This window comes from Aeromonas sp. S18(2024) (assembly GCF_041402525.1).
In the GTDB taxonomy this organism is placed as follows: Bacteria; Pseudomonadota; Gammaproteobacteria; order Enterobacterales; family Aeromonadaceae; genus Aeromonas; species Aeromonas enteropelogenes.
In genome coordinates, this window is record NZ_JBGLQV010000006.1 from 126,036 (window position 1) to 139,389 (window position 13,354).

Consider the following 13,354-nt stretch of genomic DNA (forward strand, 5'->3'; position numbering starts at 1 on the left):
TCACGCTGAACTTGAATCGAATCGTGGCGGAAGGTCAAAAACGGGTTTCCACTTCCCCCCGGCCGACGACCCAGGCCTGGATCACCTTGCCCGAGCGGCTGTTTCTGACCTTGATGGCATCCCCGATGGCCCCGTTTTCCAGCGCCTCGCCCCGGGTTGTGGCGGAGAAGGAGCCATCGCTGGCCCGGATCAGTACCCCTTGATCCTTCTCGATGGCCCAGGGTTTCTGCAAATCCAACTCCCCCAGCAGATGACCGGCCCTGAGGTGGCGGCTGCTCTTGTAACCCTGCAGCGACTGGTTGGCGGGGATGAAGCCCCGCTGCAGACGGCTGACGTCCAGCTCCTGCACCAGCACGTCCGCCGCAGCGATCGGGACGTCGCGCTGGATATCCTGCGCAGCCACCCAGACCGGCAGGGTCAGATTGACCTCCACCCGGCCCCGCAACTGCCAGCTCGGGCTCAGGCAGGTGATGAGATAGGGGCGGCGTCCCCAGGGCTGGCGATACTGGCCGCCCGGCTGCAACTGCACCTGCTGCTCGCAGGGAGGGAGGTGGGCCACCGCCGACGAGAGCCAGACCTGATAGTCAGCGGTCGGGGTGGGCCAGCCTTGCTGCGTGACGTACTCCTCCAGCGTGGTACGGGCGTCCCGGATCAGGGCATCCTCCAGCTCGTCGGCCAGAGTCTGGGTCGCGTGTGCATGAACGCTGCCGAGCAGCAGGAAGAGAGCGAGCCCGGATTTCCATGCAGGAAGTCTGGCTTCCACCTCTTGGTTGCCGGTTTGCCCCCGGACCGGCGCGAGGCCGCCCTTGGCGTGGATTGTCAGGATTGGCATGACTCTTGATAACACCCGCATCGGTCCGATTGATGGAAAAGGATAAAACATGAGCCTCTCGTTTGACCGCGCCCTTGGCGTGCACCCCTATGCGCTTGAAGTCAGAGCGGATCGCGCCCGCATTCTGGCTGGCAACCTGGCCAACGTGGATACCCCTGGGTATCTGGCGCGGGATGTGGATTATAAGACGATTTTGAACGGGGTCGCACGGCAAGTTGCGCGCGGTGACGAAAGCGCCGCCATTACTCAGGGCAGCATGGCCGACGAGATGCGTCACCCGCTATACCGCATTCCCTATCAGCCATCCATGGATGGCAACACGGCCGAACTGAGCGTTGAGCAGAGCAAGTTTGCCAACAACGCCACCGATTTCCAGACCAGCCTGACCTTTCTCAATATGAAAATCACCGGGATCGCCAAGGCGATCGAGGGACGTTAATCATGTCATTCAACAAGATCTATGACATCGCGGGCAGCGCCATGCGGGCTCAGACGGTACGACTCGACACCGTCGCCTCCAACCTGGCCAACGTCGACAGCGCCGCGAGCAGCGAAGAGAGCGCCTTCCGTGCGATCAAACCTGTCTTCTCCACCCTCTACCAGCGCGTTCAGGACGCTGAAGGACTGGGTGCGGCCCAGGTACAGGTCGCCGGCATAGTGCAGTCCGACCGCATGGTCGAGAAGCGTATGGAGCCCACCAACCCGCTCGCCGATGAAGATGGCTATGTCTACTACTCCAACGTCAACGTGGTGGAAGAGATGGCCGACATGATGAGCGCCTCCCGTGGCTTCGAGACCTCGGTCGAGGTGATCAACCGGGTCAACAGCATGCAGCAGGGGCTGCTGCGTCTTGGTCAGGGGGTCTAACCGATGAGCCTGCCACAAGTCAGCAATCTGGACAGTGCACGGGGCAGCCAGCGCGCTGGCGCTACCCCGGAGATAGCCTCAAACAATGTGGGACAAACCGAGGGAAATCAGGGTTCCCAAGGCAGCCAGGGCGTTCAGCTGCGCAATGAATTTCTCCAGATGATGGTGGCCCAGATCCAGAACCAGGATCCGACCAATCCCCTCGACGGCGCCCAGTACGTCACCCAGCTGGCCCAGTTCAGCATGGTGGAGGGGGTCGAAGGGTTGAAGATCCTGCAGCAGCAGTCCATCGCCATGATGGACACCCAGCAGGTATTGCAGAGCACCGATCTTATCGACAAGGAAGTGATGGTACCCAGCGGTACGCTGGAGCTCTCCGAAGAGCAGGCGATCCGCGGCCAGATCGAGCTGCCCAGCACCGCCAACCAGATCGAGCTCAAGGTGTTCGACGAGCATGGCCAGCAGGTGGCCAGCCAGAGCTGGGGCGAGAGCAAACCGGGGGCGATCGACTATGAGTTGCCCGCGCTGCCGCCCGGAAAGTACAGCTTCGAGGTCAAGGCATCCATGGATGGGGCCGCGGTCACTACCAAGAATTATGTTGCCAGCACAGTGGAACGCGTGTCGCTACCGGGAACGGGCGAGATCATGTTGCAGGTCGCCGGGGTGGGTGAAGTTCCCCTCTTCAGCGCAGTTCAGTTTGGCAAGTCGGCGTAACTAACAGAGGATTGAACCCGTGTCTTTCAATATCGGATTGAGCGGCCTGCGCGCCGTAAACCAGGAGCTGAGCGTCATCAGCAACAACGTGGCCAACGCCAGCACCGCCGGCTTCAAATCCAGCCGTGCCGAATTCGCCGCCATTTATGGCGGTGGCCAGGCGGGCGGGGTGGAGATGAACAACGTCTCCCAGAACTTCGAACGCAACGGCGACCTGATGCGCACCGGGCGCGGACTGGATCTGGCCATCTCCGGCAGCGGTTTTTTCGTATTGAAAGAGGCCAACGGCCAGAGCTCCTACACCCGCGCCGGCATGTTCCAGCGTGATGCCAGCAACCATCTGGTGGCCGCCAACGGCGCCCGCCTGCAGGGTTACTCCACCAACGCGGCAGGCGAGCTGCAGGCCGGGGTGATCGGGGATATCCAGGTTCAGGCCGGCAGCCTGCCTGCCAAGGCCTCCGATACCCTGGAGTTCGTCGCCAACCTGAAAGCCGATGCCAGCGTCATCGACCCGACCATCACGTTCGAACCGACCAAGAGCGAGAGCTACAGCTACTCCCAGACCAGCAAGGTCTACGACTCCCTCGGCAGCGAACACAGCGTGACCCAGTATTTCGTCAAGACAGGCGACAACAGCTGGACCGTGCATTACACCTTCGACGGTAACGCACCTAAGAAGCTGACCGATCTGACCTTCAGCACGGATGGCACCCTGGCTACGCCCTCCGACATGCCCAAGCTGGCCCTGACTCCGCCGGGCGCCAACCCCCTTGAGCTCACCGTCGACATCAGCAAGGTAAGCCAGTACGCATCCGACTTCAACGCGACCCGCAACCAGTCCAACGGCTACACCGCCGGGGACCTGACCGGCGTGCGGGTGGATGCCGATGGCGGCGTGTATGCCACCTTCACCAACGGGCAGAGCCTGTTGCAGGGGCAGGTGGTAATGGCCAACTTCGCCAACCCCAACGGCCTGCTGCAGACCAACAACACTACCTGGCAGCAGTCTTTCAGCTCCGGCCAGCCGGTGCTGGGCGTTCCCGGTTCGGGCACCCTGGGCAACCTGACCGCCGGTGCCTATGAGGGTTCCAACGTGGATCTGACCGGTGAACTGGTGAGCCTGATGACGTCCCAGCGCAACTATCAGGCCAACGCCAAGACCATCAGCTCCGCTGACAAGATGACCCAGGTCCTGTTCAACTCCTTCTAAGGCTGAACCGTGGAAAAGCTTATCTATACCGCCATGTCGGGGGCGCAACACACCCTGATGGCACAGCAGATCAGGGCCAACAACCTGGCCAACGTCAACACGGCCGGTTTTCGGGCCGACTTCGAGCGCGTCTCGGCCCTTGCCCTGACCGGCGACGGCTACCAGAGTCGCGTGATGGCGCGGGAAGAGCTGGCCGGCACCGACTTCAAGGCCGGTGTCCTGATGCAGACAGGTCGCCCGCTGGACGTGGCGATCCGTGGCGATGGCTTCTTCACCGTGCAGTCCGCCGATGGCAAGGAGTCCTACACCCGGGCCGGCAACCTGACCCAGGATGCCGACGGCCTGCTCACCCTCAACGGTCGCCCCGTGCTGGGTGATGGCGGTGAGCTGGTGTTGCCCGCCTATCGCGACATCCACTTCGGCAAGGACGGTACCCTCAGCGTCACCCCGCCGGGGGGCGGTGCCCGCCTCGAAGTCGGCCGGCTCAAGCTGGTCAATCCGGACACCCGTGAACTGGTGAAGGGGCCGGACGGCCTGTTCCGCCAGCGTCAGGGCGAGGATGCCGAGATGAGTGACGAGGTGGTAATGGCCTCCGGATTTCTGGAAGGGGCCAACGTCAATGCCGTGGACGAACTGGTCAGCAGCATGGCGCTGACCCGCAACTTCGAGTTGCAGGTCAAGTTGATGAAGAGCGCCGATGATCAGGCCCGCCAGGGGGCACGCCTCATCTCGGGTCAAGGCTGATAGCCGGATTATTCCGGCCGCCGGGCAAGGGTCTGGCGGCCAGCAAACGAATGGAGAGACAAGATGCACGCAGCACTGTGGGTCGGCAAGACGGGTCTGGCCGCGCAAGATACCAAGATGGCCAGCATTTCCAACAACCTGGCCAACGTCAACACGGTCGGCTTCAAGCGCGATCGCGTGGCGTTTGAAGATCTGTTCTATCAGGTTCAGCGCCAACCGGGTGCCCAGCAGGATCAGCAGAACGAGGCCCCGATCGGCATCCAGATGGGCAATGGTGTGCGGGTGGTCGGCACCCAGAAGGTCTTCACCTCCGGTCAGTTCCAGAACACCAACCAGGAGCTGGACATGGCGGTCGTGGGGGCTGGCTTCTTCGGCGTTGAGCGTCCGGACGGCGAGACGGCCTATACCCGTAACGGCCAGTGGCACCGCAATGCCGACGGCCTGCTGGTCAACGCCGACGGCCTGCCGATGGTGCCGCAGATCGAGATCCCGGACAACGCCACCAAGGTGTCGATCGGTACGGACGGTACCGTCAGCGCCACCCTGCCGGGCCAGCAGGAGAACGTCGAACTGGGTCGCATCACCCTGACCAACTTCGCCAACCCGGCGGGTCTGGAAGCCCTCGGGGGCAACCTGTACCGTGCCACCGGTGCTTCCGGCGAGGCCATCGAAGGGGTGCCGGGCGAGGAGGCAATGGGAGCCATCAAGCAGTTCACCCTGGAGAGCTCCAACGTCAACGTGGTGGAGGAGATGGTCGACATGATCACTACCCAGCGAGCCTACGAGATGAACGCCAAGGTGGTCTCCGCGGCCGATCAGATGCTCAAGTTCGTGACCCAGGCGCTCTGATGATGGCGTTGCTGCGTTATATCTGGCTGGTACTGCTGCTGGGGGGCTGTGCCACCTATGAACTGAAGGCGCCCGAGCCCGGTGACGAGAAGTGGGCCCCTTCCCGATCCAAGATGATCGCCAACGTCCAGGGTGAAGACGGCGGGCTCTACCGGGGCGACTACATGATGACCCTGTTCCAGGATCGCCGCGCTTACCGGGTGGGCGACATCCTGACCGTGATGCTGGAGGAGCGGACCCAGTCCAGCAAGAAGGCCAACACCAGCATGAGCAAGAACAGCAGCATGAATGTGCCTGCCCCTTCCATCGGTGGTACCTTGCGGCCGGATTGGGGGGCCAGCGTCAGTGCCGATCGGGATTTCGACGGCGGCGCCACCTCCAGCCAGCAGAATACCCTGGCGGGGGCCATCACGGTGACGGTGGCGGATGTCTACCCCAACGGGGTGCTCGAAATCCGCGGCGAGAAGTGGATCCGCCTCAACCAGGGGGATGAATATATCCGCCTCGGGGGCATGGTGCGGGTGGAAGACATCGACCAGAGCAACCGCATCTCTTCCCAGCGCATCGCCGACGCCAGGATCACCTATGCCGGGCGCGGCGCCCTGGCCGACAGCAACCAGATGGGCTGGCTGGCGAGGTTCTTCAGCTCGGCCTTCGCGCCATTTTGAGGTTTGACATGAAAAAGTGGTTTATTCCCCTGATTTGTCTCTGCCTGCCCTGGCTGGCCCAGGCGGCTGCACCGGCGCCGGCCAAGCGGCCGTTGCTGGACATCGCCGATGTGCAGGGGATGCGCACCAACCAGCTGGTGGGTTACGGCTTGGTGGTCGGTCTGTCCGGTACCGGTGACAAGGGACAGGTCAAGTTCACCGGCCAGTCGATGACCAACATGCTCAAGCAGTTCGGGGTTCAGCTGCCGGAAGACATAGATCCCAAGCTCAAGAACGTGGCGGCGGTCTCGGTACAGGCCACCCTGCCGGCGCTGGCGGGCAAGGGGCAGCTGGTGGACGTGACCGTCACGTCCATCGGGGATGCCAAGAGCCTGCGCGGGGGCTCCCTTCTGCTGACGCCGCTGCGGGGCATTGACGGCGAAGTCTATGCGGTCGCCCAGGGCAACCTGGTGGTGGCCGGGGTCAAGGCGGAAGGCCAGTCCGGCTCGTCGGTGACCATCAATGTGCCGACCGCCGGCATCATCCCCAACGGGGCCACCATAGAGCGGGAGGTGAAAAGCAGCTTCACCGAGAAGCCGGAGGTGACCCTCAACTTGCATCAGCCGAACTTCAAGACGGCCCGTAACGTCGAGCGTGCCATCAACCAGCAGCTGGGGCAGGTCGCCCGGGCGGTGAGTGCGGGGCGCATCCAGGTGATGGCCCCCAAGGACGAGAGCCAGCGGGTCTCCTTCATGGCCCTGCTGCAGGATATCCAGGTCGATACGGGCAAAGAGCGTCCCCGGGTGGTGTTCAACAGCCGTACCGGTACCGTGGTGATGGGGCAGGGGGTCAAGGTGCGCAAGGCGGCGGTCAGCCATGGCAGCCTGACGGTGACCATAGGCGAGAGCAAGAGGGTCAGCCAGCCCAATGCCTTCTCCAACGGCCAGACCACTACCACGCCCAACTCCCGGGTGCAGGTCGATCGGGAACGCAAGAACATGTTTGTCTGGCCGGAAGGCACCTCCCTCGAGGTGATCGTGAAGGCAGTCAACTCCCTTGGCGCCACGCCGGATGACATCATGGCAATCCTGCAGGCGCTGGACGAAGCGGGTGCTCTCGAAGGGGAGTTGGTGGTTATTTAAGGATTCATATGACCAGAATTACGAGCGAGCCTGGCTTCTATCAGGATCTCAACGAACTTCAGCAGATCAAAAGCAATCCGGACCAGCGGGCCGCCCTTGAGGCGGCCGCAGGCCAATTCGAGGTGAGCTTTCTGCAAACCGTGCTCAAGCACATGCGCTCGGCCAGTGATGCCCTGCAGGATGAAGAGGACAAGCTGATCAAGGGGGAGAGCCTCTACCGCGACATGTACGACAGCCAGCTGGCCATGAGCATGGTCAAGCGCGGCGGTCTGGGGCTCAAGGAACATATGGTCAGCCAGTTGGGGGGCGCGCTAAAGAATGTCGAGCCCGTGGTCGCTTCAGACTCCCAGACCCTGGCTGCATTCAGCCAGCCTCTGAATTCGGCAAAAATGAAGAAGGTTGACTGATGTCACTGATCAATATCGGTTTTAGCGGTTTGAGCGCGGCCCAAATAGCCCTCAACGTGTCCGCCCAGAATATTGCCAACGTCGATACCGCCGGCTACAGCCGCCAGGAGGCCACCATGGGCACTCTGGCCGGTTTCGGCCGCATGGACAACGGCATGGGAGTGGCGGTCAACGGTGTTCGCCGGATAACCGATGCCTACATGGTGACCCAGCACTGGCGCGGCATGTCTGCCGTCGGTTCCTCTCTTTCTCATTATCAGTACATCAACACCGCCGAGCAGTTGCTGGGCAGCGAGTCGATGAATATCTCCAAGGGGCTGGACAGCTTCTTCTCGGCCCTGAGTGCCGCGGTGGACAGCCCGGAAACCCCGGCGCAGCGCAGCCAGATTGTCAGTTCGGCGGGTGCCCTGATCAACCGCTTCGGCCAGCTCAACGAGAGTCTGCTGACCCAGGAGAAGCAGATCGACGACCAGCTGGGCAGCTCGGTCAAGCAGGTCAACAGCTACCTGAACCAGGTTGCCGAGCTCAACCAGCAGATTGCCGATCAGCAGAGCAAGGGGGTCAACACCTCGGCCCTCGAAGACAGCCGGGATCAGGTGGTGCGCGAACTCTCCGGTCTGGTGGAAGTGCGGGTCAACCGCCAGGGCGATGGCTCCTATGCCCTCAGCCTGCCGCAAGGTCAGCCGCTGGTGGTGGGAGGCAGCGCCAGCCGCCTCGCACTGACCGGCGACAAGCTCAAGCTGGATTTTGCCGGACAAACCTTCGAGATCCCCTCCCTGCAAGGGGGAAGCTTGGCGGGCATCCTCGATTATCGTGCCAACACCCTGCGCCCGATGCGGGACGAGATCGGCCAGATCGCCAAGCAGCTGGCGGATGATTTCAACAAGGTGCAGACCGCCGGGGTGGATTTGAACGGCAAGCCGGGCAAGGCGATGTTCGTCTATGACCCGCTGGATCCTGCCGGGACCCTGCGTCTGGCCGATGGCTTCACCGGTTCGGATCTGGCCTTCGCCAAGACCGGCGGGGCGGGGGACAACAGTAACCTGCAGGATATGCTGACCATCAAGGACGCCCAGTATGACGCCTACAGTTCCCTGCTGGGGGACCTGGCGGTCAAGAGCGGTCAGGCCAAGGCCACCATGGAGGCGGACGCCAACATGGAGAAGCAGCTGGCCCGCAACCTTAGCAGCGTCAGTGGCGTCAACCTGGATGAAGAGGGGATGAAGATCATGTCCTACACCCAGCTCTATCAGGCCAATGCCAAGGTGATCAGCACCGCCGACCAGCTGTTCGGCTCCATCCTCAACCTGTTCTAAGGAGCATCGTCATGCGCGTGAGTACCAACCAGATCCAGCTTGGCATGCTCGACAACCTGCAACGGGGACTGGGGGACTATGCCCGCCTCGATCGCCAGATCGCCAGCAACAAGCGGATTCTGCAGCCGTCCGACGATCCGGTCGGCAGTGTGCGCCTGCTGGGGCTGCACAAGGAACAGAGTGCGATGGAGCAGTACCAGAAGAACATCGCCAACGCCAAGAGCCAGCTCTCCCAGGGGGAGATCCAGCTCGACAGCATGACCAATATGCTGATGCGCCTGCGGGATCTGACCCAGATGGCGGCCACCGGCTCCATGTCCGATGAGGACCGCCGGGCCGCCGCCAGCGAAATGGCCATCATCAAGGATGGTCTGCTGGATCTGGCCAACGCGCGCAACGAGAGTGGCTCCAGCCTGTTTGCCGGCAGCCAGGTGAACAACACCACCATAGTGAAAGAGGCCGATGGCAGCTACAGCTACAAGGGGGATGGCCTGGTGCGCGAGGTGACTATCGCCAAGGGGGTCACCATAGGGTTGAACCAGACCGCCGACAAGCTGTTCATCGATGATGGCGACTTCTTCAAGCAGCTCGATGAGACGGTGGCGGCGCTGGAGAGCGGTGCCCCGGATGCGGGAGAGAAAGCGGGTGCCATGCTGGATCGCAGTGCCACCCTGCAGGATGACATCAGCGACATGGTGAGTAATATAGGCGCCCGCATGAACTTGCTCGATCAGGTCGATGAAGGTCATGAAGAGAAGGGCATCTACAGCAAGGAACTCAGCAACCAGATTGAGTCCCTTGACTATGCCAGTGCGGTGACCAAGCAGGCTCATGTCCTGATGGCATTGCAAGTACAGCAGCAGGCGTTTGTCAAAGTGAACGGGCTCAGCCTGTTCAACTACATGCCGTAACAAGTGAGAAACCATGATGAAGATCCAGGCCACCCGAGCCGGCGGGATAGCAGAGACCCCCGCGCACCCCAGATTGCAGGGGCGGACGGAGGCTGAGCAACCCCTTCATTCTGGCAAGAAATCTTCTTTTCGGGCCCCCGATGTCACCAAGCTGGATCGCTGGGCCCTGATGAGCGTGGCCCAGCAAAGGATCGCCCATGCCCAGGGGGGCGAACAGGCCCTCAGCCGTATCTGGGGCGAACTCAAGCGGGTCGAGCAGCAACTGTCACAACGCAGCGTGGCCGGCAGTGATATCGCCAGCCGTCTCAAACAGATGGAAGCCCAGCTCATCCAGCCCCAGGGGCCGTTGACCGCAGAACTCAAGCCACGGCTGCTGGCATCGGCGAGCGAAAGCCGGATCAATTACAGTGCCGATCAGCTGGATCTGCTCTCCCCCCGTAATGGCAGCGAACGACTGGTCTTCTCCTTTCCCCAGAGCGGCAGTGCGGTGGAAGTGCAACTGCCTGCCGGCGCCAGCCAGAAGGAGGCCGTCGGCCGCCTCGATCAGGCGCTGCGCAAGGAGCATATCCAGGCCCGGCTCAACGAGCTGGGCAAGCTGGAGCTCTCCATCGCCGACAACCAGCGGCGCAAGCTCGATGAACCCGTGCTGATCAGTGGCGAGGGGATCCGGATCCCGGCGGGCAACCCTGTGCCAATCCAGTTCAAGGCCGCAGCGGGTCAGCTGACCCGGCTGGGAGAGGGGATCAGTCAGGGTGAGCTGCGCCAGGAGCGGCAACGGCTGCAACGGATGCTGGCGGAGATCGAACACTCGGTGCGCGATCTCAAGCAGTTTCGCCAGAAGATGGTCAAGCAGCTGGCTCAGGTCAAGGCACGCACCCAGTCGGCCACCCCGGCGGAGCTGGAACAGATCCAGTCGCTGCTGGCCAGCCAGCTCAGGGAAGGGGGCTTTGCCGGCACCATGTCGGGCCTGCTGGCCCAGGCCAATGTTTCCCGCCAGAACGTAGTGGCACTCCTGAGCTGAAGAGACGCTCTTCCGATACCTCATATCAAGTGGCAGCAAAACCATGATTGACTACTTCCCGCAGCACGCCGAGGTGCTGGCCAGGCGCTGGCCGCGCCTGCTGGCCCATCTGCAAGGCTGTGACATCAATGCCGTACCGGCCGAACTCATTGAAGGGTTGAGCTCCACCCTCGTCATCAATGGCATCCAGCTGACCAGCCGTCATGACAGGGTACGCGAGGCCGAAAAAATTGCCGCAGGTGCCCCCGAGGATCTCGGCGAGCTGACCCTGTACGGGACCGGACTCGGAGATCTGCCCAGGGTGTTGCTGCGCCGCAAACGGCTGCGCCGGCTCAACATCAAGGTGATGAACTCCGCCGTCTTTGCGCTGGTGCTGCACCTGACGGATCAGGGGGACTGGCTGGCCGACCCCAGGGTGCGGCTGATGCTGCCGGAAGAGAACGAGCTGGTGATGTCTCCCTTCCTGTTCCTGGCCTCCGAGCTGGAGCTGGCCGACGAACAGAGCGCCAAGATCCGGGATCGGGTATTGATCCAGAGCCGCCGTGAGCTGTTCAACGCCGAATATGCCAGCGACAGGATCGTCAACCGCCTGCACGACAACCTCGAGTTGCTGCGCCAGGATCGGGATGTGGCCAGCCTGTTCAACACCCAGAAAGGACGGGAAGCTTATATTCTGGCGACCGGCCCCACCCTGGCGGATCATCTGCCCAGGCTCAGGCAAATTAGGGAGCAGGCGAACCGCCCCCTGTTCATCAGCGTGGATACTGCCCTGCGTCCCTTGCTGGAGCACGGGATCCGGCCAGACATAGTGGTCAGCGTGGATATCAACATTCATCAGGGGATCCTGCACCCCGAATGGTCTGACGATATTGCCCTGGTCTACATCCCCATGGTGAGCAAGACCGTACTCTCCGGCTGGAAGGGGCCGCGTTACGGCGCCTACGAACAGCTGGACACCTATGCCGAACTCAACAGGGTCGCCCCGCGGGCCACTCTGTTTACCGGTGGCAGCGTGATCCACCCCGCCACCGATCTGGCGGTGAAGATGGGGGCCCGGCAGATCACCCTGTTCGGGGCCGACTTTGCCTATCCGAGAGACAAGAGCCACACCGGCTGGGAAGAGGGGCAGCTGGGGGCCCAGTCCCATTACGGTCGCCGTACCGTGCCAAACGGTCATGGTGCACCGGTAAAAACCCTGCTGAGCTTCTGTATCTATCTGAACTATATGGAGCTCTACATCAAGATGCAGCCCGGGGTGCGCTTTATGAACAGCAGCCGGGAAGGGGCCCGCATTCTGGGTGCCACCTATAACGAGGAGTTCGCCTGATGCTGGATATCGAGAGCTTCAAGTCAGGGGCGGATGCGCTGGCGGGCATGCTGCGGGCCGGTCAGGATGAGGCCGCCTGTTATGAGTGCGGTCGCATGCTGCAACTGCTGATCCCCTTTATGCCCCAGATGTCTGCCGATGTGCAGGGGGAGATGCTGGCCCTCTCCAAGCTGCTGCTGCAGTGTCAGGAGCGCCATGACTGGTTCGGTCTGTGCGACTATCTGGAGTTTGAACTGCCGGTGCTGCTGGACCGGCTGGCCGCCGAGCTGTCATAGGGACGGATTGGCAAAGAAGAGAAAATGTCGGCCCGGTGCCGGCATTTTTATTTGGGAGGCCGTGTGCGGCTGCAGGGTGAAAAAAAACTGGTCCGGATTCTCAATTTTTGGCGGGCCATGGTCGTCCTTACTCTTTGTCAACCAAACAAGCTGCTGCGCAGCCCCACATAGAGGAAATCACCATGGGCTTGTCCATTCATACCAACTTCGCATCCATGACCACCCAGAGCCAGCTGAACAGCACCAACAAGATGCTGGGCACCGCCATGCAGCGTCTGGGTACCGGTCTGCGTATCAACTCCGCCGCCGATGACGCAGCCGGTCTGCAAATCGCCACCCGCCTGCAGGCCCAGTCCAACGGCCAGAAAGTCGGTATGCGCAACGCCCAGGATGCCATCTCCATGATGCAGACCGCCGAAGGCGCCATGGACGAGATGACCAACATCACCCAGCGCATGAAAGATCTGGCTACCCAGGCAGCCAACGGCACCAACAGCGACAAAGACATCGCCGCCATGGACGCCGAGTTTGGCGAGCTGAGCGCTGAGCTGCAAAATATTAGTAAAAACACCACCTTCGGTGGTACCAAGCTGCTGGCCGCAGGTGGCAAGTTCGAGGCCGGTGCCGTCTCCTTCCAGATCGGTGCTAGCAAGGATGAAGTACTGGCAATGGATGCCAACACTCAGGTTAAAGCCGTGAATACTGCGATCAGTACTGCTGCTGGCGTTACTTTGAGCGCGACTACTGCTTCAGCTCAGATCACTGCAATGGACACCATGCTTGAGAAGATTGGTGAAGCCCGTTCCGCTTTCGGTGCCAATATCAACCGTCTGGACCACACCATCAACAACCTCTCCAACATGAAAGAGAACACCGACATGGCCAACGGTCGCATCATGGATGCCGACTTCGCCCAGGAAACCACCAGCATGACCAAGAACCAGATGCTGATGCAGGCTGGCATGTCCGTGCTGTCCAACTCCAACCAGATGACCGGCATGGTAACTTCCCTGCTGCGTTAATGGTGTGGCGGGCCGCCTGCGGGTGGCCCGTTTTCTTGCCGTGTCTGGGGCAAAGGGGAAACCGGCCTTT

16 protein-coding genes are annotated in these 13,354 nt (G+C 61.8%); 15 read left to right on the forward strand and 1 reads right to left on the reverse strand.

What is annotated here, in order from left to right; all coding sequences use genetic code 11:
• Positions 1–34 precede the first annotated feature (34 nt).
• Positions 35–832 (reverse strand): flagellar basal body P-ring formation chaperone FlgA, encoded by a 798-nt coding sequence (flgA, locus tag ACB034_RS12025; RefSeq protein WP_371172911.1) that lies wholly within the window; start codon positions 830–832, stop codon positions 35–37.
• A 49-nt stretch (positions 833–881) separates the two neighbouring features.
• On the opposite strand from flgA, the gene lfgB reads away from it, so the two are divergent.
• The 15 genes from lfgB (at position 882) to lafA (ending at position 13,284) form a co-directional block, all read left to right on the forward strand.
• On the forward strand, positions 882–1,271 hold the full coding sequence (gene lfgB / locus ACB034_RS12030) for a lateral flagellar basal body rod protein LfgB (RefSeq protein WP_026457765.1): 390 nt from the start codon (positions 882–884) through the stop codon (positions 1,269–1,271).
• Positions 1,272–1,273: 2 nt separating this feature from the next.
• Positions 1,274–1,699: a lateral flagellar basal body rod protein FlgCL gene (flgCL, locus tag ACB034_RS12035; protein WP_042025062.1), complete on the forward strand. Its 426-nt coding sequence runs from the start codon at positions 1,274–1,276 to the stop codon at positions 1,697–1,699.
• Between the two features lie 3 nt (positions 1,700–1,702).
• Complete coding sequence (locus ACB034_RS12040; RefSeq protein ID WP_371172912.1) at positions 1,703–2,413, forward strand: flagellar hook assembly protein FlgD; 711 nt, start codon at positions 1,703–1,705, stop codon at positions 2,411–2,413.
• A gap of 19 nt (positions 2,414–2,432) precedes the next feature.
• On the forward strand, positions 2,433–3,623 hold the full coding sequence (gene flgEL, locus ACB034_RS12045) for a lateral flagellar hook protein FlgEL (protein WP_342013407.1): 1,191 nt from the start codon (positions 2,433–2,435) through the stop codon (positions 3,621–3,623).
• A 9-nt stretch (positions 3,624–3,632) separates the two neighbouring features.
• Entirely contained in the window at positions 3,633–4,367 is a 735-nt protein-coding gene (gene lfgF, locus ACB034_RS12050) for a lateral flagellar basal-body rod protein LfgF (protein ID WP_042025064.1), read from the forward strand.
• Between the two features lie 63 nt (positions 4,368–4,430).
• The gene (gene lfgG, locus ACB034_RS12055; RefSeq protein ID WP_026456968.1) at positions 4,431–5,216 is read left to right on the forward strand and encodes a lateral flagellar basal-body rod protein LfgG; all 786 of its coding nucleotides are present in this window, start codon (positions 4,431–4,433) and stop codon (positions 5,214–5,216) included.
• Positions 5,216–5,884 (forward strand): flagellar basal body L-ring protein FlgH, encoded by a 669-nt coding sequence (flgH, locus tag ACB034_RS12060; RefSeq protein WP_042025065.1) that lies wholly within the window; start codon positions 5,216–5,218, stop codon positions 5,882–5,884. The genes lfgG and flgH overlap by 1 nt, the downstream gene beginning before the upstream one ends.
• A gap of 8 nt (positions 5,885–5,892) precedes the next feature.
• The gene (gene fgIL, locus ACB034_RS12065; protein WP_371172913.1) at positions 5,893–7,005 is read left to right on the forward strand and encodes a lateral flagellar basal body P-ring FlgIL; all 1,113 of its coding nucleotides are present in this window, start codon (positions 5,893–5,895) and stop codon (positions 7,003–7,005) included.
• 8 nt (positions 7,006–7,013) lie between these two features.
• Positions 7,014–7,412, forward strand: coding sequence for a rod-binding protein (locus ACB034_RS12070; protein WP_026456965.1), 399 nt, complete (start codon positions 7,014–7,016; stop codon positions 7,410–7,412).
• Entirely contained in the window at positions 7,412–8,728 is a 1,317-nt protein-coding gene (gene flgK, locus ACB034_RS12075; RefSeq protein ID WP_026456964.1) for a flagellar hook-associated protein FlgK, read from the forward strand. Before ACB034_RS12070 ends, flgK begins: the two co-directional genes overlap by 1 nt.
• A gap of 11 nt (positions 8,729–8,739) precedes the next feature.
• Entirely contained in the window at positions 8,740–9,639 is a 900-nt protein-coding gene (gene lfgL, locus ACB034_RS12080) for a lateral flagellar hook-associated protein LfgL (protein ID WP_026456963.1), read from the forward strand.
• A gap of 13 nt (positions 9,640–9,652) precedes the next feature.
• Complete coding sequence (locus ACB034_RS12085) at positions 9,653–10,660, forward strand: hypothetical protein (RefSeq protein WP_224212338.1); 1,008 nt, start codon at positions 9,653–9,655, stop codon at positions 10,658–10,660.
• Between the two features lie 43 nt (positions 10,661–10,703).
• The gene (locus tag ACB034_RS12090; RefSeq protein WP_371172914.1) at positions 10,704–11,987 is read left to right on the forward strand and encodes a motility associated factor glycosyltransferase family protein; all 1,284 of its coding nucleotides are present in this window, start codon (positions 10,704–10,706) and stop codon (positions 11,985–11,987) included.
• Positions 11,987–12,262 (forward strand): hypothetical protein, encoded by a 276-nt coding sequence (locus ACB034_RS12095; protein ID WP_216993558.1) that lies wholly within the window; start codon positions 11,987–11,989, stop codon positions 12,260–12,262. Before ACB034_RS12090 ends, ACB034_RS12095 begins: the two co-directional genes overlap by 1 nt.
• A gap of 182 nt (positions 12,263–12,444) precedes the next feature.
• Positions 12,445–13,284 (forward strand): lateral flagellin LafA, encoded by an 840-nt coding sequence (gene lafA / locus ACB034_RS12100; protein WP_338611365.1) that lies wholly within the window; start codon positions 12,445–12,447, stop codon positions 13,282–13,284.
• Positions 13,285–13,354 lie beyond the last annotated feature (70 nt).

What these genes read in the sequence shown, in the direction of transcription:
- flgA (WP_371172911.1), bottom strand. Translation starts at nt 832, where the DNA reads ATGCCAATCCTGACAATCCACGCCAAGGGCGGCCTCGCGCCGGTCCGG.
- lfgB (WP_026457765.1), top strand. Translation starts at nt 882, where the DNA reads ATGAGCCTCTCGTTTGACCGCGCCCTTGGCGTGCACCCCTATGCGCTT.
- flgCL (WP_042025062.1), top strand. Translation starts at nt 1,274, where the DNA reads ATGTCATTCAACAAGATCTATGACATCGCGGGCAGCGCCATGCGGGCT.
- ACB034_RS12040 (WP_371172912.1), top strand. Translation starts at nt 1,703, where the DNA reads ATGAGCCTGCCACAAGTCAGCAATCTGGACAGTGCACGGGGCAGCCAG.
- lfgG (WP_026456968.1), top strand. Translation starts at nt 4,431, where the DNA reads ATGCACGCAGCACTGTGGGTCGGCAAGACGGGTCTGGCCGCGCAAGAT.
- flgH (WP_042025065.1), top strand. Translation starts at nt 5,216, where the DNA reads ATGATGGCGTTGCTGCGTTATATCTGGCTGGTACTGCTGCTGGGGGGC.
- fgIL (WP_371172913.1), top strand. Translation starts at nt 5,893, where the DNA reads ATGAAAAAGTGGTTTATTCCCCTGATTTGTCTCTGCCTGCCCTGGCTG.
- ACB034_RS12070 (WP_026456965.1), top strand. Translation starts at nt 7,014, where the DNA reads ATGACCAGAATTACGAGCGAGCCTGGCTTCTATCAGGATCTCAACGAA.
- flgK (WP_026456964.1), top strand. Translation starts at nt 7,412, where the DNA reads ATGTCACTGATCAATATCGGTTTTAGCGGTTTGAGCGCGGCCCAAATA.
- lfgL (WP_026456963.1), top strand. Translation starts at nt 8,740, where the DNA reads ATGCGCGTGAGTACCAACCAGATCCAGCTTGGCATGCTCGACAACCTG.
- ACB034_RS12085 (WP_224212338.1), top strand. Translation starts at nt 9,653, where the DNA reads ATGATGAAGATCCAGGCCACCCGAGCCGGCGGGATAGCAGAGACCCCC.
- ACB034_RS12090 (WP_371172914.1), top strand. Translation starts at nt 10,704, where the DNA reads ATGATTGACTACTTCCCGCAGCACGCCGAGGTGCTGGCCAGGCGCTGG.
- ACB034_RS12095 (WP_216993558.1), top strand. Translation starts at nt 11,987, where the DNA reads ATGCTGGATATCGAGAGCTTCAAGTCAGGGGCGGATGCGCTGGCGGGC.
- lafA (WP_338611365.1), top strand. Translation starts at nt 12,445, where the DNA reads ATGGGCTTGTCCATTCATACCAACTTCGCATCCATGACCACCCAGAGC.